We start from the raw sequence: 18,936 nt of genomic DNA on the forward strand, positions 1-18,936 counted from the left end.
ACGCAACAATGGCTAAGGTATTCGCAATTGCGAACCAGAAGGGTGGTGTGGGTAAAACCACCACCTGCATCAATCTCGCCGCATCGCTGGCTGCGACCAAGCGTCGTGTGCTGCTGATCGACCTCGATCCGCAGGGCAACGCGACCATGGGCAGCGGGGTCGACAAGCATGAGCTCGAGCATTCGGTCTATGACCTGCTGATTGGCGAATGCGACCTGGCCCAGGCGATGCACTACTCCGAGCACGGTGGCTATCAGCTGCTGCCGGCCAACCGCGACCTGACCGCCGCGGAAGTCGTCCTGCTGGAAATGCAGGTCAAGGAGAGCCGCCTGCTCAATGCGCTGGCGCCGATCCGCGACAACTACGATTTCATCCTGATCGACTGCCCGCCGTCGTTGTCGATGCTGACGCTCAATGCGCTGGTAGCCTCCGATGGCGTGATCATTCCGATGCAGTGCGAGTACTACGCATTGGAAGGTCTCAGCGACCTTGTGGATAACATCAAGCGGATCGCCGCCAAGCTGAACCCGCAGCTGAGGATCGAGGGTCTGCTACGGACGATGTTCGATCCGCGCCTGAGCCTGAACAATGACGTCTCGGCGCAGCTCAAGCAGCACTTCGGCGACCAGCTCTACGACACCGTGATCCCGCGCAACATCCGCCTGGCCGAAGCGCCAAGCTTCGGCATGCCGGCGCTGGCCTACGACAAGCAATCGCGTGGCGCGCAGGCTTATCTGGCCCTGGCCGGCGAGCTGGTCCGCCGCCAACGTCGGCCATCACGCACTGCACAAACAACTTAAGGAATCCGCATGGCCGTTAAGAAACGAGGTCTCGGACGTGGGTTGGATGCACTGCTCAGTGGTCCTTCCGTCAGCTCGCTCGAGGAGCAGGCTGTCAAGATCGACCAGAAAGAACTGCAACACCTGCCGGTCGAGCTGATCCAGCGTGGCAAGTACCAGCCACGCCGTGACATGGACCCGGAGGCGCTGGAAGAGCTGGCCGCCTCGATCCGTATCCAGGGCGTGATGCAGCCGATCGTGGTCCGTCCGATCGCTGATGACCGCTTCGAGATCATCGCCGGTGAACGCCGCTGGCGGGCGACTCAGCTGGCTGGCCTCGACACCATCCCGGCGATGGTCCGCGATGTGCCCGATGAAACCGCCATTGCCATGGCACTGATCGAGAACATCCAGCGTGAAGACCTCAACCCGCTGGAAGAGGCGATCGCCCTGCAACGGCTGCAGCAAGAGTTTGAACTGACTCAGCAGCAGGTTGCCGATGCGGTCGGCAAGTCGCGGGTGACCGTGGCCAACCTGTTGCGCCTGATCTCGTTGCCGGAGGCGATCAAGACCATGCTCGCTCATGGTGATCTGGAGATGGGCCATGCGCGTGCTTTGCTCGGTCTTGAAGAGAATCGGCAGGAAGAGGGGGCGCGTCATGTTGTCGCACGTGGCCTTACAGTGCGCCAAACCGAGGCACTGGTACGCCAGTGGTTGAGCGGTAAACCTGATCCGGTAGAACCGAACAAACCTGATCCGGACATCGCTCGCCTTGAACAGCGTCTGGCAGAGCGGCTGGGCTCCGCAGTGCAGATTCGCCATGGCAACAAGGGCAAAGGCCAGCTGGTAATCCGTTATAACTCGCTAGATGAGTTGCAGGGTGTGCTTGCTCACATCCGCTGAAACAATTCCTGTTGTAGCGCGTAGTCGGAAATCACTACCCAAGAGTTGAATAGGGGTTAAACCACCCCTATACTCTGCGCGCATTTTGTCGGCACAAATTATGCCAAGTCGATGCTGACTTGAGGGTCGACATTCGAGGAGTAGTGGTGATGGAAACCCGCACGCCAAACCGCTTGCCTTTCCATCGCTGGGCGGTTTTTCCGGTGCTGCTGACGCAATGTGTCGTTGTCCTGCTGGCAACTTTGGTGTTGTGGCAGTGGAAGGGTGCAGTCAGTGGATATTCAGGCCTCTGTGGAGGACTGATTGCCTGGTTGCCCAATGTGTATTTTGCCTGGAAGGCTTTTCGCTTTAGCGGAGCCCGGGCAGCGCAGGCCATCGTCAAGTCGTTCTACGCAGGCGAGGCAGGCAAATTGATTTTGACGGCAGTGCTGTTTGCACTGACCTTCGCAGGAGTGAAGCCATTGGCGCCGTTAGCAGTCTTCGGCGTCTTCATGCTGACCCAACTGGTCAGCTGGTTCGCGCCCCTGCTAATGAATAAATGACTTTCGAGACCTAAGGGCGTTTGAGGCAACCATGGCAGCAGAAACCGCTTCGGGCTATATCCAGCACCACTTGCAGAACCTGACCTACGGTCAACTACCAGACGGCAGCTGGGGCTTGGCCCATTCGGCTGCTGAAGCCAAGGCTATGGGTTTCTGGGCATTCCACCTGGACACCCTGGGCTGGTCGGTTGCACTGGGTCTGATCTTCCTGTTCATCTTCCGCATGGCAGCCAAGAAGGCCACTTCCGGCCAGCCTGGCGGTCTGCAGAACTTCGTCGAAGTGATGGTCGATTTCGTTCACGGCAGCGTGAAGGACTCGTTCCACGGTCGTAGCCCGGTGATTGCACCGCTGGCGCTGACTATCTTCGTCTGGGTGTTCCTGATGAACGCCATCGACCTGGTACCGGTTGACTGGATCCCGCAACTGGCGATCCTGATCTCGGGCGACCCGCACATCCCGTTCCGCGCTGTGTCGACTACCGACCCTAACGCTACTCTGGGCATGGCCCTGAGCGTGTTCGCGCTGATCATCTTCTACAGCATCAAGGTCAAGGGCATCGGCGGCTTCATCGGCGAACTGACCCTGCATCCGTTCGGCAGCAAGAACGTCTTCGTTCAGGCGCTGCTGATCCCGGTCAACTTCCTGCTGGAATTCGTTACCCTGATCGCCAAGCCGATCTCGCTGGCCCTGCGACTGTTCGGCAACATGTATGCCGGCGAGCTGGTGTTCATCCTGATCGCGGTGATGTTCGGCAGCGGCCTGCTCTGGCTCAGCGGCCTGGGCGTGGTGCTGCAATGGGCGTGGGCTGTGTTCCACATCCTGATCATCACACTGCAAGCATTCATCTTCATGATGCTGACCATCGTCTACCTGTCGATGGCGCACGAAGATAACCATTAAGACCGCCTGGCGTGTCTGATAGCCTTCCCCGCCTGGCTGGGGGGAGGGCTGAAAAAGTCCGCAAGGGCAGCTGTACCAAACGATTCGTTTTACCGCTTCAAACTAAAAAACCTAACCAATACGACGTAAAAGTCGGGAGGAAAGATGGAAACTGTAGTTGGTCTTACCGCTATTGCTGTTGCTCTGCTGATCGGTCTGGGCGCACTGGGCACCGCCATTGGTTTCGGCCTGCTGGGCGGCAAGTTCCTCGAAGGTGCTGCTCGTCAGCCTGAGATGGTTCCAATGCTGCAGGTCAAAATGTTCATCGTTGCCGGTCTGCTCGACGCCGTAACCATGATCGGTGTTGGTATTGCTCTGTTCTTCACCTTCGCAAACCCGTTCGTTGGTCAACTCGCTGGCTAATCATCTCGTCCTACGAGTTGATGGCTGGTGATGAACAAAGACCGAGCGAGGTGTTGGCGTGAACATTAATGCAACCCTGATTGGCCAATCCGTTGCCTTCTTGATTTTTGTTGTTTTCTGCATGAAGTACGTTTGGCCTCCGGTCATCGCTGCTCTGCAAGAACGTCAAAAGAAGATTGCCGATGGTTTGGACGCTGCCAACCGCGCAGCTCGCGACCTGGAGCTGGCCCAAGAGAAAGCGGGTCAGCAACTGCGTGAAGCTAAAGCACAGGCAGCTGAAATCATTGAGCAGGCCAAGAAACGCGCTGCTCAGCTTGTCGAGGAAGCCCGTGACCAGGCCCGCGTCGAAGCTGACCGTGTGAAGGCTCAGGCTCAGGCCGAGATCGAACAGGAACTGAACAGCGTCAAAGACGCCCTGCGTGCCCAAGTGGGTGCCCTGGCTGTTGGCGGTGCTGAGAAGATCCTTGGGGCCACAATCGATCAAAACGCGCATGCGGAGCTGGTTAACAAACTGGCCGCTGAAATTTAAGCGAGGGCGATCATGGCAGAACTGACCACGTTGGCCCGACCTTACGCTAAGGCTGCCTTTGAGCATGCCCAGGCCCATCAGCAACTGGCCAATTGGTCAGCCATGCTCGGCCTGGCTGCTGCTGTGTCGCAAGACGACACCATGCAGCGCCTGCTCAAGGCCCCGCGACTGACGAGCGCACAAAAGGCCGCCACGTTCATTGACGTGTGCGGTGACAAGTTTGATGCACAGGCACAGAATTTCATTCATGTTGCCGCGGAAAATGGCCGTCTCCTGCTCCTGCCGGAAATTGCCGACCTGTTCGAGCTGTACAAGGCCGAACTGGAAAAATCCGTGGACGTGGAAGTCACCAGTGCTTTTGCGTTGAACCAAGAACAGCAAGACAAACTCGCCAAGGTTCTCAGTGCACGGCTCGGCCAGGAAGTTCGCCTGCACGCGTCAGAGGATGCCAGCCTGATCGGCGGCGTCCTCATCCGCGCCGGCGACCTGGTAATCGATGGCTCTGTTCGCGGCAAAATCGCGAAACTGGCCGAAGCATTGAAATCTTGAGTTTGAAGGGGCAGCAGAGCAATGCAGCAACTCAATCCTTCCGAAATAAGTGAAATCATCAAGGGCCGCATCGATAACCTCGATGTAGCCTCTCAAGCCCGCAACGAAGGTACCGTCGTCAGCGTTTCTGACGGTATCGTGCGGATTCACGGTCTGGCCGACGTTATGTACGGCGAAATGATCGAGTTTCCGGGTGGCGTGTACGGCATGGCCCTGAACCTGGAGCAAGACTCCGTAGGTGCAGTGGTCCTGGGTGCCTATGACACCCTCGCCGAAGGCATGAGCGCCAAGTGCACCGGCCGCATCCTCGAAGTTCCAGTTGGTAAGGAACTGCTGGGTCGCGTTGTCGACGCACTGGGCAACCCAATTGATGGCAAGGGCCCGCTGGGCAACACCGAGACCGATGCGGTCGAGAAAGTTGCTCCAGGCGTAATCTGGCGTAAGTCGGTAGACCAGCCTGTACAGACTGGCTACAAATCCGTCGACGCCATGATCCCTGTCGGCCGTGGCCAGCGTGAGCTGATCATCGGTGACCGTCAGATCGGTAAAACCGCAATGGCCATCGACGCCATCATCAACCAGAAAGACTCCGGTATTTTCTGTGTTTATGTTGCTGTCGGCCAGAAGCGTTCGACCGTTGCCAACATCGTTCGCAAGCTGGAAGAAAACGGCGCCCTGGCCAACACCATCGTGGTGGTTGCCAGTGCTTCGGAATCCGCCGCACTGCAGTTCCTGGCACCTTATGCCGGCTGCACCATGGGCGAGTTCTTCCGTGACCGCGGCGAAGACGCACTGATCGTCTACGATGACCTGTCCAAGCAGGCTGTTGCCTACCGTCAGATCTCCCTGTTGCTGCGCCGTCCACCAGGTCGCGAAGCATACCCAGGCGACGTGTTCTATCTCCACTCCCGTCTGCTGGAGCGTGCATCGCGCGTTTCCGAAGAGTACGTAGAGAAGTTCACCAACGGCGCAGTGACCGGCAAAACCGGCTCCCTGACCGCGCTGCCGATCATCGAAACCCAGGCTGGCGACGTTTCCGCGTTCGTTCCGACCAACGTGATCTCGATCACCGACGGTCAGATCTTCCTGGAATCGGCCATGTTCAACTCGGGCATCCGCCCTGCAGTGAACGCCGGTGTTTCGGTATCCCGCGTAGGTGGTGCCGCTCAGACCAAGATCATCAAGAAGCTCTCCGGTGGCATCCGTACCGCCCTGGCTCAGTACCGTGAACTGGCGGCATTCGCCCAGTTCGCATCTGACCTGGACGAAGCCACCCGCAAGCAGCTCGAGCACGGTCAACGTGTAACCGAGCTGATGAAGCAGAAGCAATACGCTCCAATGTCCATCGCGGACATGGCGCTGTCGCTGTATGCCGCTGAGCGTGGGTTCCTGACCGACGTTGAAATCGCCAAGGTTGGCAGCTTCGAACAAGCGCTGATCGCCTACTTCAACCGTGATCACGCCGATTTGATGGCCAAGATCAACGTGAAGGGTGACTTCAACGACGAAATCGATTCGGGCATCAAAGCCGGTATCGAGAAGTTCAAGGCCACCCAAACCTGGTAAGCCGCGGCGGGGGCTTCGGCCCCCGCTTGCTAACCTGATAGGTGATACATGGCAGGCGCAAAAGAGATTCGCAGTAAGATTGCGAGCATCAAAAGCACGCAAAAGATTACCAGCGCCATGGAAAAAGTGGCGGTCAGCAAAATGCGCAGGGCTCAAATGCGCATGGCTGCTAGCCGTCCCTATGCGGAGCGTATCCGCCAGGTGATCGGTCATCTGGCCAACGCCAACCCGGAATACCGCCACCCGTTCATGATCGAACGTGCCGTAAAGCGCGTCGGTTATATCGTGGTGAGCAGTGACCGTGGTCTGTGCGGTGGCTTGAATACCAACCTGTTCAAGGCCCTGGTCAAGGACATGAACGCCAATCGCGAGCAGGGTGTTGAAATCGACCTGTGCGTGATCGGTAGCAAGGGTGCGACTTTCTTCCGCATCTTTGGCGGCAACGTGGTAGCTGCAATCAGCCATCTGGGCGAAGAACCGTCGATCAATGATCTGATCGGTTCCGTCAAGGTCATGCTGGACGCCTACCTGGATGGCCGTATCGACCGCCTTTCGGTGGTATCGAACAAGTTCATCAATACCATGACGCAAAGTCCGACGGTCGAGCAGTTGGTACCGTTGGTGGCAACCCCGGATCAAGAACTCAAGCACCACTGGGACTACCTCTACGAACCCGATGCCAAAGAGCTGCTGGACGGCTTGATGGTGCGTTACGTGGAGTCGCAGGTCTACCAGGCGGTGGTCGAGAACAACGCGGCCGAACAGGCTGCCCGGATGATCGCCATGAAAAACGCCACAGACAACGCCGGTGACCTGATCAGCGACCTCCAGCTGATCTACAACAAGGCGCGTCAGGCTGCGATCACCCAGGAGATCTCGGAAATCGTCGGCGGCGCTGCCGCGGTTTAACGGTTCAAAAATTCAGAGGATCCAGCTATGAGTAGCGGACGTATCGTTCAGATCATCGGCGCCGTCATCGACGTGGAATTCCCACGTGACGGCGTACCGAGTGTTTACAACGCGCTGAAAGTTCAAGGCGCGGAAACCACCCTGGAAGTTCAGCAGCAGCTGGGCGACGGCGTGGTTCGTACTATTGCGATGGGCTCGACCGAAGGCTTGAAGCGCGGTCTGGCTGTAGTCGACAGCGGCGCTGCCATCTCTGTCCCGGTCGGTAAAGCGACCCTGGGCCGGATCATGGACGTGCTCGGCAACCCGATCGACGAAGCTGGCCCGATCGGCGAAGAAGAGCGTTGGGGTATTCACCGCGACGCACCTTCCTTCGCTGACCAGGCAGGCGGCAACGACCTGCTCGAAACCGGCATCAAGGTTATCGACCTGGTTTGCCCGTTCGCCAAGGGTGGTAAGGTTGGTCTGTTCGGTGGTGCCGGTGTCGGCAAGACCGTAAACATGATGGAACTGATCCGTAACATCGCCATCGAGCACAGCGGTTATTCCGTGTTCGCCGGTGTGGGTGAGCGTACTCGTGAGGGTAACGACTTCTACCACGAGATGAAGGACTCCAACGTTCTCGACAAAGTAGCCTTGGTCTACGGTCAGATGAACGAGCCACCAGGCAACCGTCTGCGCGTAGCGCTGACCGGCCTGACCATGGCCGAGAAGTTCCGTGACGAAGGTAACGACGTTCTGCTGTTCGTCGACAACATCTATCGTTACACCTTGGCCGGTACTGAAGTATCCGCACTGCTGGGCCGTATGCCTTCGGCAGTAGGTTACCAGCCGACCCTGGCTGAAGAGATGGGCGTACTGCAAGAGCGCATCACTTCGACCAAGGAAGGTTCGATCACCTCGATCCAGGCCGTATACGTGCCTGCGGACGACTTGACCGACCCGTCGCCAGCGACCACCTTCGCCCACTTGGACGCCACCGTCGTTCTGTCCCGTGACATCGCCTCCCTGGGTATCTACCCAGCGGTCGATCCACTCGACTCGACTTCGCGCCAGCTGGATCCGAACGTGATCGGCAACGAGCACTACGATACCGCTCGCGGCGTTCAGTACGTGCTGCAGCGCTACAAAGAGCTGAAGGACATCATTGCGATTCTGGGTATGGACGAACTGTCCGAAACAGACAAGCAGCTGGTATCCCGCGCTCGTAAGATTCAGCGCTTCTTGTCCCAGCCGTTCTTCGTGGCCGAAGTCTTCACCGGTTCTCCAGGCAAATACGTTTCCCTGAAAGACACCATCGCAGGCTTCAGCGGCATCCTCAAAGGTGACTACGACCACCTGCCAGAACAAGCGTTCTACATGGTCGGCAGCATCGAAGAAGCTGTTGAGAAAGCCAAGAAACTGTAATCCCGGTGCCCCGCAAGGGGCGCCAATCAGGTTGAGGCAAGCAGATGGCTATGACAGTCCATTGCGATATCGTCAGCGCAGAAGGAGAGATTTTCTCCGGTCTGGTCGAGATGGTAGTTGCGCACGGTAACCTGGGTGATCTTGGTATCGCTCCGGGCCACGCGCCGCTGATCACCAATCTCAAGCCAGGCCCGATCACGCTGACCAAGCAGGGTGGCACCCAAGAGGTGTTCTACATCTCTGGTGGTTTCCTCGAGGTCCAGCCGAACATGGTCAAGGTGCTTGCCGATACCGTGCAACGTGCTGGCGACCTGGACGAAGCTCAGGCCCAAGCAGCCCTCAAGGCTGCCGAGAACGCCCTGAACAGCAAAAGCGCTGATTTCGACTACGGCGCTGCTGCCGCGCGTCTGGCCGAGGCCGCAGCTCAGCTGCGTACCGTCCAGCAGATGCGCAAAGGGAAGTAATCGGCCCAGGCCGACGCTTCCGTTGCGATTGAGTAAAAGGGTAGCCTCGGCTACCCTTTTTCTTTTTCCGAAATTTCTCTTCGGTCACAGCGCTGACCGCCCCGGATTGGTAGCCAGTCAATGTCACTCGATATCGTTATTCTCGCCGCAGGCCAAGGCACCCGCATGCGTTCGGCACTGCCTAAAGTGCTGCACCCGGTTGCTGGCAATTCCATGCTTGGCCATGTTATCCACAGCGCGCGCCAGCTCAAGCCGCAAGGCATTCATGTGGTGATCGGCCACGGTGCCGAGCTGGTCCGTGAACGCCTGGCAGCAGACGACCTCAACTTCGTCCTGCAAGACAAGCAACTGGGCACCGGCCATGCCGTCGCTCAAGCCATCCCGGCGCTGACCGCTGACACCGTGCTGGTGCTGTACGGCGATGTGCCGCTGATTGAAGTGGAAACCCTGCAGCGCCTGCTGGCCCAGGTCAGCCCACAGCAATTGGGCCTGCTCACCGTCAACCTGGAAGACCCGACCGGCTATGGCCGCATCGTCCGCGATGCTCAGGGCCAGGTTGCCGCGATCGTCGAGCACAAGGATGCCAGCGAGGCACAGAAGGCGATCACCGAGGGCAACACCGGAATCCTGGCCATGCCGGCTGCGCGCCTGGGTGACTGGATGAGCCGTTTGTCCAACAACAATGCCCAGGGCGAGTACTACCTCACCGACGTCATTGCCATGGCTGTGGCAGACGGCCTGGTGGTCGCTACCGAGCAGCCGCACGATGCCATGGAAGTGCAGGGCGCCAACGACCGCCGCCAGCTGTCCGAGCTCGAGCGTCATTACCAACTGCGCGAAGGTCGCCGCCTGATGGCGCTGGGCGTGACCCTGCGTGATCCGGCCCGCTTCGATGTGCGCGGCGAGGTGACGGTTGGCCGTGATGTGCTGATCGACGTCAACGTGATTCTCGAAGGCAAGGTGGTGATCGAGGATGACGTGCAGATCGGCCCCAACTGTGTGATCAAGAACAGCACCTTGCGCAAGGGTGCTGTGGTCAAGGCCAACAGCCATATCGAAGGTGCGGTGCTGGGCGAGGGCAGCGATGCTGGCCCGTTTGCGCGCCTGCGCCCGGGCAGCGTGCTGGATGCCAAAGCGCATGTGGGTAACTTTGTTGAGCTGAAGAACGCTCATCTGGGCGAGGGTGCCAAAGTCGGTCACCTGACCTACCTGGGCGATGCTGAGGTCGGTGCACGCACCAATATTGGCGCCGGCACCATCACCTGCAACTACGATGGCGCCAACAAATTCAAGACAGTGCTGGGCGCGGACGTCTTTATCGGCTCGAACAACTCGCTGGTCGCGCCTGTGGATATCCTGGACGGCGCCACTACCGCGGCCGGTTCGACCATCAATCAAAACGTCGAGGCCGGTCAGCTGGCAGTCGCGCGTAGCCGTCAGCGCAATATCGACGGCTGGAAGCGCCCTGTGAAAATCACCAAGAACTGATTTACCCACAGCCGTTAATCACAAAGCCGACTTATGTGAGTAAGTCGGCTTTCTGATTTCAACAGGTGACAATCCGTTTCGAAAGTTATCCACAGGCGCAAGAACGCTTGACGAAGACACCGAGTTAGGTTTTGATTGGCCTACTTATCTTTCGAATCGAAACTTAACCTGTCATGTCGAAACGAAACACCCCCCAGCGCCGTCATAACATCCTTGCCCTGCTCAGCGAGCAAGGCGAGGTGAGTGTGGATAACCTGGCCAAGCGTTTCGAAACCTCCGAGGTGACCATCCGCAAGGATCTGGCTGCGCTCGAAAGCAATGGCCTGCTGCTGCGTCGCTATGGCGGCGCGGTACCGGTACCGCAGGAGCTGCTGGCCGAAGCTGTGCAACCCGTATCCCTGTACAAGCAGGCCATCGCTCGCGCCGCCGTGGAGCGGATCCGCGAGCACGCCCGGATCATCATCGACAGCGGCAGTACCACCGCCGCCATGATCCCTGAGCTGGGCCGCCAGCCCGGCCTGGTGGTGATGACCAACTCGCTCAACGTAGCCCGCGCCATCAGTGACCTTGAACACGAGCCGGTGCTGTTGATGACCGGAGGCACCTGGGACCCGCATTCGGAGTCGTTCCAGGGCCAGGTCGCCGAGCAGGTACTGCGCTCGTACGATTTCGACCAGTTGTTCATCGGCGCCGATGGCATCGACCTGCAGCGTGGCACCACCACCTTCAACGAGCTGCTCGGTTTGAGCCGCGTGATGGCCGAAGTTGCCCGCGAAGTGATCGTGATGGTCGAGTCGGACAAGGTCGGACGCAAGATCCCTAACCTGGAGCTGCCGTGGAGCAGCATCAGTACCCTTATTACAGACGAGCGCCTGCCCATGGCGGCGCGCGAAGCATTCAAAGCCCGCGGCATTAACCTGATCTGCGCCGCGATCAGCCAGGAGCAATAATATGTGTGGAATCGTTGGTGCCGTTGCTGAACGTAATATCACGACCATCCTGATCGAAGGCCTCAAGCGCCTCGAGTACCGTGGCTACGACAGCGCTGGCCTGGCTGTGCTGACCGAGAACGGCGCGCTGCAACGCCGCCGCCGCATCGGCAAGGTCAGCGAGCTGGATGCCGCCGTCGCCGCCGAGCCCCTTGCCGGCAAGCTGGGCATTGCCCACACCCGCTGGGCCACCCACGGCGCGCCGACCGAGCAGAATGCCCACCCGCATTTCTCCAGCGATGAACTGGCGGTGGTGCACAACGGCATCATCGAAAACCACGAAGAGCTGCGCGAAGAGCTCAAAAGCCTGGGTTACGTATTTGCCTCGCAGACCGACACCGAAGTCATCGTCCACCTGATTCATCACACCCTGAAAAGCACACCAGACCTGGCCGATGCCCTCAAGGCGGCGGTCAAGCGCCTGCATGGTGCCTACGGCCTGGCGCTGATCAGCATCAAGCAGCCGGACCGCCTGGTCGCCGCACGCAGCGGCAGCCCGCTGGTGATCGGCCTCGGCCACGGCGAAAACTTCCTCGCCTCCGACCAGTTGGCCCTGCGCCAGGTCACCGACCGCTTCATGTACCTGGAGGAGGGCGACATCGCCGAAATCCGCCGCGACCAGATCACCATCTGGGACCAGGCCGGCGCACAGGTGCAACGCGAAACCGTGCAGTACCACGAAGGTGCTGAAGCAGCCGACAAAGGCACTTATCGCCACTTCATGCTCAAGGAAATCCACGAGCAGCCAGCGGTGGTGCAGCGCACTCTGGAAGGCCGCCTGGGCGGTGACCATGTGCTGGTGCAAGCCTTCGGCCCACAAGCCGCCGAGCTGTTCGCCAAAGTACGCAATGTTCAGATCGTTGCCTGCGGCACCAGCTACCACGCCGGTATGGTCGCCCGTTACTGGCTGGAAAGCCTGGCCGGCATCCCTTGCCAGGTCGAAGTCGCCAGCGAGTTCCGCTACCGCAAGGTCGTGGTGCAGCCAGACACCCTGTTCGTGTCGATTTCCCAGTCGGGCGAAACTGCCGACACCTTGGCCGCCCTGCGCAACGCCAAGGAGCTCGGCTTCCTTGGCAGCCTGGCCATCTGCAACGTCGGCATCAGCTCGCTGGTGCGCGAGTCCGACCTGACCTTGCTGACCCTGGCTGGCCCGGAAATCGGCGTTGCCTCGACCAAGGCCTTCACCACTCAGCTGGTCTCGCTGATGCTGCTCACCCTGGCCCTCGGCCGCGTACGTGGCACCCTCGAAGCCGGTGTAGAAGCAGAGCTGGTCGAGGAGCTGCGCCGCCTGCCGACTCGCCTGGGCGAAGCGCTGGCGATGGACGGCGTGGTCGAGAAGATCGCCGAGCTGTTCGCCGACAAGCACCACACCCTGTTCCTCGGCCGCGGCGCGCAGTACCCGGTAGCCATGGAAGGTGCGCTCAAGCTCAAGGAAATCTCCTACATCCACGCTGAAGCCTACCCAGCTGGCGAGCTCAAGCACGGCCCGCTGGCGCTGGTAGACGCCGACATGCCGGTAGTCACCGTCGCGCCGAACAACGAACTGCTGGAGAAGCTCAAGTCCAACCTGCAGGAAGTCCGCGCCCGCGGTGGTGAGCTGGTGGTGTTTGCCGATGAGCACGCCGGCATGAGCAATGCAGAAGGCATCCACGTGATCAACGTGCCGCACATCGCCGACGCGCTGGCGCCGATCCTCTACACCATCCCGCTGCAGTTGCTGTCGTACTACGTGGCGGTGTTGAAGGGGACTGATGTCGACCAGCCGCGGAACTTGGCTAAGTCGGTTACGGTGGAGTGATGTGAAGCTGGGAGGGCGGTTGGTTGGCCATGCAATATGGCTGACGCGAGATAAACGCCCTCCCGGATACACCACTCGCCCGCGATCCAGAGTAGATCTGTACGCCGCCAGCGGATAGTTAGTGGGAACACACCCGGGGCGACAAGGCTGCTCCGGTTGCGATTGGCTCGCAGCCTGAGCCCTTGCCTTCATCGCTACAACTGCGGGCATGTTGCCGCCGACACCGATCTCACCGCCATCCTCAGCCCCCAACTGTGACATGTCGGCTGCTTGCCTTTCCCCAGCCCTCACTCATCCATTCGAGAATTCAGCAGTTGCTGCTTGACCGTGGAGAACGATCGTTCTACATTGAATCCATGATCAGACCAACGATAGATCATCGAGACCAGATCCTCGCAACCGCCGAAAAACTCATTTACCAGAACGGTATTCATGCAACAGGCATGGATCTACTGGTGAAGACCTCTGGCGTGTCCCGCAAGGGCATCTACAACCATTTCGCTACCAAGGATGAGGTGGCCGCTGCGGCGCTGAGTGCGCGCGATGTGCGATGGATGCAATGGTTTAGAACAGAGTGCGACAAAGCGTCTACGCCGTATGACCGTGTGCTTACTATGTTCTCTGTTTTGAAGGGCTGGTTCGAATCCGAGGGTTTTTGTGGCTGTGCCTTCATCAATACAGCAGGCGAGGTTGGGAATCCCGATGATCCCATCCGCCAGATCGCAAAGCTGCACAAGCAAAAGCTCCTGGACTACACGCTTGAACTGACCGAGCAATTGAACACCGAGCAACCGTTGGTGTTAGCCAGGCAGTTACTGGTGTTGATGGAAGGCGCAATCACCATGGCGCGAGTTATGGGTGATTATCACGCTGCTGATGATGCAAAGGACGTTGCGCGGATGTTGCTGAAACAGTTCACGCCCTAACGCTTGAGCTGCAGAGAAACGACTCAAACTTATCTATCCTGCTCGACTGGAGTCACGACCATGTCCAATGCCCAAACTCGCCCGCCACTTCCTCCTTTCACGCGCGAAACAGCGATTGAAAAAGTTCGACTGGCTGAAGACGGTTGGAACAGCCGGGATGCCGAGAAAGTCTCGCTCGCCTACACGCTGGATACCAAATGGCGTAACCGTGTTGAATTTGCCGCCAATCGCGAAGAAGCCAAAGGCTTTCTCACCCGCAAGTGGAAAAAAGAACTCGATTATCGCCTGATCAAAGAGCTCTGGGCCTTTACCGATAATCGCATCGCCGTTCGCTACGCGTATGAGTGGCATGATGACTCAGGTAACTGGTTCCGCTCCTACGGTAACGAGAACTGGGAGTTCGAATCAGATGGCCTGATGCATCGTCGCTTCGCCTGCATTAACGACATGCCTATCAAGGAAAGCGAGCGCAAGTTCCACTGGCCACTGGGCCGCCGCCCGGATGATCACCCAGGTCTGACCGAGCTTGGCCTGTAAAGCATCTAAACCTCCCGGCGTTGCAGCCGGAATTCCTTCGGCGTCAGCCCGGTAGCCCGCTTGAAGAAGCGCGAAAAGTAAGCCTGTTCGGCAAAGCCCAGACTGTCGGCCACCTGGCCGATGGTCATTGAGGTGTAGACCAGGTTGCGCTTGGCCTCGAGGATCACCCGCTGGTTGACCAGTTGCAGCGCAGACTGGCCGGCAAGTTGCCGACACAGCGCATTGAGGTGGGCAGTGCTGACGCCGATCTGCCGGGCGTAGTCATCAATCTGCTGGTGTTCCCGGAAGTGCTTTTCTATCAGCTGCGCCAGATGATCAAGGTGCTGCATCCCGCGCTCACGGGGTTTCGCGATGTGCTGAGCACGCTCGCGAGCACGCCGTGAGATCCATACCAGCAGGGCACACAGCAGCGACTGCAACATCAAGTCGCGCTCCGGTCGGCGCAATACGTATTCCTCGGTCAACTGGGCGAACAACTGCTCCAGGTAGGCTCGGTCTTCGCCAGCCAGGTAGCAGTGTGCCTCAGCCATTGGCTTGCCTTCGAGCAGCGGCGCAAAGCGGTCGAGTACCGGCTTGGCCAAGCTGATCACATAGCCTTGGATGTCCTCGGAAAAACGAAACCCGTGAATGCTCATCACCGGAACGATCTGTAAGGCACCACCGCTTACTTGCTGTTCGACATCTTCGACCACGACTCGTGCCTGCCCGGCCTGCACGTAGAGCAATTGCGCCAGATCGCCGTGGCGGTGGGTCTTGATTTCCCAGTCATGCAGACGACTGCGCTCAGGAATCGACTCGCAGTGGATCAGATCTGGCGTCGGCCAGGACGTCTCGCCGTAGAGCTTGAACACCGGGATGCCATTCACATTCGCCATTGCCGATATCCGCAGATCCTCGAAAAGTCCTAAAAATAAAGCAGAAAGTGCCTTCTTATGGAACCTCTATCTGCGAAAAATACAGAACGACTAATCGTAACCCTGAGCCCCGGCTCATGAGGATAAGAACAATGAAGACTCAAATTGCCATTATCGGGGCGGGTCCGTCTGGACTGCTGCTCGGCCAACTGCTGCAAAACGCCGGTATCGACAACGTGATCATTGAGCGCCAGAGCCCTGACTATGTCCTCGGCCGGATCCGCGCCGGCGTGCTTGAGCAAGGTATGGTTGATCTGCTGCGCGAGGCGGGTGTTGGTGCACGGATGGATCAGGAAGGGCTGGTGCACGATGGTTTCGAGCTGGCCTTCAACGGTCGTGTCGAGCACATCAACCTGCGCGAACTGACTGGCGGCAAGACCGTGATGATCTACGGCCAGACCGAGGTTACCCGTGACCTCATGCAGGCTCGCCGGCAAAGTGGTGCGCCTACCTACTACGACGCCAGCGATGTGCAACTGCACGAGTTGAAGGGCAACAAGCCTTACGTCACGTTCATCCAGGACGGTAACCAGGTGCGCATCGACTGCGACCTGATCGCCGGCTGCGATGGCTATCACGGCGTTTCCCGCAAATCGATCCCGGACGGCGTGCTCAAGGAATTTGAGCGGGTGTATCCGTTCGGTTGGCTGGGTGTACTGGCCGATACGCCGCCGGTCAACGAAGAACTGATCTACGCCAGCCACGAGCGCGGCTTTGCCCTGTGCAGCATGCGCTCGCCTACGCGCACTCGTTACTACGTGCAGGTCGCCAGCGATGAAAAGGTCGAGGACTGGTCGGATCAGCGCTTCTGGGACGAACTCAAGAGCCGTCTGCCCGAAGCCGTTGCCGCCAAGCTGATTACCGGCCCCTCCATCGAGAAAAGCATCGCGCCGCTGCGCAGCTTCGTGGTCGAGCCAATGCAGTATGGCCACCTGTTCCTGGTCGGGGATGCAGCCCACATCGTCCCGCCTACCGGCGCCAAGGGCTTGAACCTGGCCGCCAGCGACGTCAGCACCCTTTACCGAATCCTGCTCAAGTACTACCACGAAGGCCGCCAGGACCTGCTCGAGCGTTACTCGCAGATCTGCCTGCGCCGAGTCTGGAAGGCCGAACGCTTCTCTTGGTGGATGACCTCGGTGTTGCATCAATTCCCGGGCACCGACGCCTTCAGCCAACGCATGCAGCAGACCGAACTGGAATACTTCGTGAGCTCGGAAGCCGGGCGTAAAACGATTGCGGAGAACTATGTTGGCTTGCCGTACGAGGCGGTGGGGTGAATGATGGGCGCCACTCCTATACCCTCGGCAATCCAGCCAGCCATTGCAGCGGAACACTGACATGCACGGGATGACCCCAGAAGTATTAGCCGATCTTGCTCCCGAAGGAGCGCTGCGAGTTGCGATCAACTACGGCAATCCGGTCCTCGCCCAGCAGGGCGCTGATGGCACACCCTTGGGCGTGTCCGTTGCCTTGGCCAAAGCGCTGGCCGCTGAACTCGGTGTCGAATTGCAGATAACCGGCTTTGACGCCGCCGGCAAGGTGTTTGCGGCGTTGGACCAAGACCTGTGGCGTGTCGCGTTCCTGGCGATCGAGCCGGTGCGGGCCGCTCAGATCGATTTCACCGAGCCCTATGTGCTCATCGAAGGCACTTATCTGGTCAAGCGTGATTCAGCCTGGCAGCACGTGGACGAGCTCGATCAGGCTCAAACCCGTATCGCTGTGAGCAAGGGCGCGGCCTATGATCTGTATCTGTCCCGTACCCTGCAGCATGCGCAGTTGGAGCGTGCAGACACGTCCCCTGCCGCCGTGGATCTGTTCATCGCCAATGGGCTGGATGCCGCGGCAGGGGTGCGTCAGCCGCTGGAGCAGTTTGCCTTGGGTAACCCTGAGTACCGGGTAATGGACGGCGCGTTTACCGCTATTCGCCAGGCCATGGCAGTGCCACGCGGCAGGGATGCCGGCGCTGCATACGTTCGCGGGTTCATCGAGCGACGCCTGGCGCAAGGCTTTGTTCGTGGGGCGTTGTTGGCGAGCGGTCAGGCCGACGTCAGCGCGCCTCGCTGGCCCTGGCCGACCAGCGTCAGCTCCCTGGCTGAGTAGCTGTACTACCCTGTTGCGAAGACGTCCGAACTTCATACGGGGGACTCTTCATGCAAGCGCAACTTCCACCCGCACTGCAGCAGCTGCATTTACCCTTGCGTCTCAAGCTTTGGGATGGCAATCAGTTCGATCTGGGGCCTAGCCCTCAGGTCACCATCCTGATCAAGGAACCGCAACTGATCAGCCAGCTCAGCCACCCCAGCATGGGTGAGCTGGGCACTGCGTTCGTTGAAGGCAAGCTGGAGTTGGAAGGCGACATCGGCGAGGCGATCCGGGTCTGCGATGAGCTCAGCGATGCCTTGCTGGTGGGGCAGCAGGAGACCGCACCGGTACGCTCCGCGCACGACAAGCACACCGATGCGCAGGCCATCTCCTACCACTACGATGTGTCCAATGAGTTCTACCAGCTGTGGCTGGACCAGGACATGGCCTACTCGTGCGCCTACTTCAAGGAGCCGGACAACACCCTCGATCAGGCCCAGCAAGACAAGTTCGACCACCTGTGTCGCAAGCTACGCCTGCAGCAGGACGACTACCTGTTGGACGTCGGCTGTGGCTGGGGCGGGCTGGCGCGTTTCGCTGCGCGTGAGTATGGCGCCGAGGTGTTCGGTATCACCTTGAGCAAGGAGCAGCTCAGGCTGGCGCGCCAGCGGGTCAAGGAGGAGGGGCTGACCAAGCGGGTCGATCTGCAGATCCTCGACTATCGCGATCTGCCGCAGGACGGACGCTTCGACAAGGTGGTCAGTGTCGGTATGTTCGAGCATGTCGGCCATGCCAACCTCGACCTGTATTGCCAGACGTTGTTCGGCGCCGTGCGTGAGGGTGGGGTGGTGATGAATCATGGCATCACGGCGCGGCATGTGGATGGCCGACCGGTGGGCAGAGGGGCGGGCGCGTTCATCGACCGTTACGTGTTCCCCAATGGCGAGCTGCCGCACCTGTCGATGATCAGTAGCAGCATCTGCACCGCCGGGCTCGAGGTGGTGGATGTCGAGAGCCTGCGCTTGCATTACGCGAGGACCCTGCATCAGTGGAGTGAAAACCTCGAGCACCAGCTGCACCGGGCAGCGGCGATAGTGCCGGCCAAGACTCTGCGTATCTGGCGGCTGTATCTGGCGGGGTGTGCCTATGCCTTCAGCAAGGGCTGGATCAACCTGCACCAGATCCTCGCGGTCAAACCCTATGCCGATGGCCACCACGATCTGCCATGGACGCGCGAAGATCTGTATCGCTGAG

20 protein-coding genes are annotated in these 18,936 nt (G+C 59.4%); 19 read left to right on the forward strand and 1 reads right to left on the reverse strand.

Translation table 11 applies throughout. The features are described 5' to 3' along the window. Nucleotides 1-8: 8 nt before the first annotated feature. From K3F44_RS19765 to K3F44_RS19840, 16 genes are all read left to right on the forward strand, one after another. Entirely contained in the window at nt 9-800 is a 792-nt protein-coding gene (locus K3F44_RS19765; protein ID WP_101322790.1) for a ParA family protein, read from the forward strand. 9 nt (nt 801-809) lie between these two features. After that, a complete protein-coding gene (locus K3F44_RS19770) occupies nt 810-1,682 on the forward strand; it encodes a ParB/RepB/Spo0J family partition protein (protein WP_101322791.1) in 873 nt (290 codons plus the stop codon). A 149-nt stretch (nt 1,683-1,831) separates the two neighbouring features. Next, nucleotides 1,832-2,224: a F0F1 ATP synthase subunit I gene (locus tag K3F44_RS19775; RefSeq protein WP_220632832.1), complete on the forward strand. Its 393-nt coding sequence runs from the start codon at nt 1,832-1,834 to the stop codon at nt 2,222-2,224. 31 nt (nt 2,225-2,255) lie between these two features. Further along, a complete protein-coding gene (gene atpB, locus K3F44_RS19780; protein ID WP_101322793.1) occupies nt 2,256-3,125 on the forward strand; it encodes a F0F1 ATP synthase subunit A in 870 nt (289 codons plus the stop codon). A gap of 144 nt (nt 3,126-3,269) precedes the next feature. After that, nucleotides 3,270-3,527 carry a F0F1 ATP synthase subunit C gene (gene atpE, locus K3F44_RS19785; RefSeq protein WP_002555987.1) on the forward strand — a complete coding sequence of 86 codons (258 nt, stop codon included), beginning with the start codon at nt 3,270-3,272 and terminating at the stop codon, nt 3,525-3,527. A 58-nt stretch (nt 3,528-3,585) separates the two neighbouring features. Further along, nucleotides 3,586-4,056 carry a F0F1 ATP synthase subunit B gene (locus K3F44_RS19790; protein ID WP_101322794.1) on the forward strand — a complete coding sequence of 157 codons (471 nt, stop codon included), beginning with the start codon at nt 3,586-3,588 and terminating at the stop codon, nt 4,054-4,056. 12 nt (nt 4,057-4,068) lie between these two features. After that, complete coding sequence (locus K3F44_RS19795; protein WP_101322795.1) at nt 4,069-4,605, forward strand: F0F1 ATP synthase subunit delta; 537 nt, start codon at nt 4,069-4,071, stop codon at nt 4,603-4,605. Nucleotides 4,606-4,626: 21 nt separating this feature from the next. Beyond that, entirely contained in the window at nt 4,627-6,171 is a 1,545-nt protein-coding gene (atpA, locus tag K3F44_RS19800; protein ID WP_101322796.1) for a F0F1 ATP synthase subunit alpha, read from the forward strand. A gap of 48 nt (nt 6,172-6,219) precedes the next feature. Further along, nucleotides 6,220-7,080 carry a F0F1 ATP synthase subunit gamma gene (atpG, locus tag K3F44_RS19805; RefSeq protein WP_101322797.1) on the forward strand — a complete coding sequence of 287 codons (861 nt, stop codon included), beginning with the start codon at nt 6,220-6,222 and terminating at the stop codon, nt 7,078-7,080. Between the two features lie 27 nt (nt 7,081-7,107). Continuing rightward, entirely contained in the window at nt 7,108-8,484 is a 1,377-nt protein-coding gene (gene atpD, locus K3F44_RS19810) for a F0F1 ATP synthase subunit beta (RefSeq protein ID WP_101322798.1), read from the forward strand. Between the two features lie 44 nt (nt 8,485-8,528). Continuing rightward, nucleotides 8,529-8,948, forward strand: coding sequence for a F0F1 ATP synthase subunit epsilon (locus K3F44_RS19815; protein ID WP_101322799.1), 420 nt, complete (start codon nt 8,529-8,531; stop codon nt 8,946-8,948). Between the two features lie 120 nt (nt 8,949-9,068). Beyond that, nucleotides 9,069-10,436 (forward strand): bifunctional UDP-N-acetylglucosamine diphosphorylase/glucosamine-1-phosphate N-acetyltransferase GlmU, encoded by a 1,368-nt coding sequence (gene glmU / locus K3F44_RS19820; RefSeq protein ID WP_150570287.1) that lies wholly within the window; start codon nt 9,069-9,071, stop codon nt 10,434-10,436. 173 nt (nt 10,437-10,609) lie between these two features. Then, nucleotides 10,610-11,386 (forward strand): DeoR/GlpR family DNA-binding transcription regulator, encoded by a 777-nt coding sequence (locus K3F44_RS19825; RefSeq protein WP_101322801.1) that lies wholly within the window; start codon nt 10,610-10,612, stop codon nt 11,384-11,386. A 1-nt stretch (nt 11,387) separates the two neighbouring features. After that, on the forward strand, nt 11,388-13,223 hold the full coding sequence (gene glmS / locus K3F44_RS19830; protein ID WP_181088479.1) for a glutamine--fructose-6-phosphate transaminase (isomerizing): 1,836 nt from the start codon (nt 11,388-11,390) through the stop codon (nt 13,221-13,223). A gap of 356 nt (nt 13,224-13,579) precedes the next feature. Continuing rightward, a complete protein-coding gene (locus tag K3F44_RS19835) occupies nt 13,580-14,149 on the forward strand; it encodes a TetR/AcrR family transcriptional regulator (RefSeq protein WP_220634208.1) in 570 nt (189 codons plus the stop codon). Between the two features lie 60 nt (nt 14,150-14,209). After that, nucleotides 14,210-14,686, forward strand: a complete 477-nt coding sequence (locus tag K3F44_RS19840; protein ID WP_220632833.1) for a nuclear transport factor 2 family protein — start codon at nt 14,210-14,212, stop codon at nt 14,684-14,686. 5 nt (nt 14,687-14,691) lie between these two features. Here the strand turns inward: K3F44_RS19840 and K3F44_RS19845 are convergent, their stop codons facing one another. Beyond that, the gene (locus K3F44_RS19845) at nt 14,692-15,561 is read right to left on the reverse strand and encodes a helix-turn-helix domain-containing protein (RefSeq protein ID WP_150570328.1); all 870 of its coding nucleotides are present in this window, start codon (nt 15,559-15,561) and stop codon (nt 14,692-14,694) included. Nucleotides 15,562-15,692: 131 nt separating this feature from the next. Between K3F44_RS19845 and pobA the strand changes: the two genes are divergently transcribed. From pobA to cfaB, 3 genes are all read left to right on the forward strand, one after another. Further along, complete coding sequence (pobA, locus tag K3F44_RS19850; protein ID WP_220632834.1) at nt 15,693-16,877, forward strand: 4-hydroxybenzoate 3-monooxygenase; 1,185 nt, start codon at nt 15,693-15,695, stop codon at nt 16,875-16,877. Nucleotides 16,878-16,938: 61 nt separating this feature from the next. Then, complete coding sequence (locus K3F44_RS19855; protein WP_220632835.1) at nt 16,939-17,700, forward strand: transporter substrate-binding domain-containing protein; 762 nt, start codon at nt 16,939-16,941, stop codon at nt 17,698-17,700. Nucleotides 17,701-17,750: 50 nt separating this feature from the next. Continuing rightward, the gene (cfaB, locus tag K3F44_RS19860; RefSeq protein WP_220632836.1) at nt 17,751-18,935 is read left to right on the forward strand and encodes a C17 cyclopropane fatty acid synthase CfaB; all 1,185 of its coding nucleotides are present in this window, start codon (nt 17,751-17,753) and stop codon (nt 18,933-18,935) included. Nucleotide 18,936: the final 1 nt, after the last annotated feature.

The sequence above is a fragment of the Pseudomonas sp. S07E 245 genome (assembly GCF_019599025.1).
Lineage (GTDB): Bacteria > Pseudomonadota > Gammaproteobacteria > Pseudomonadales > Pseudomonadaceae > Aquipseudomonas > Aquipseudomonas shirazensis.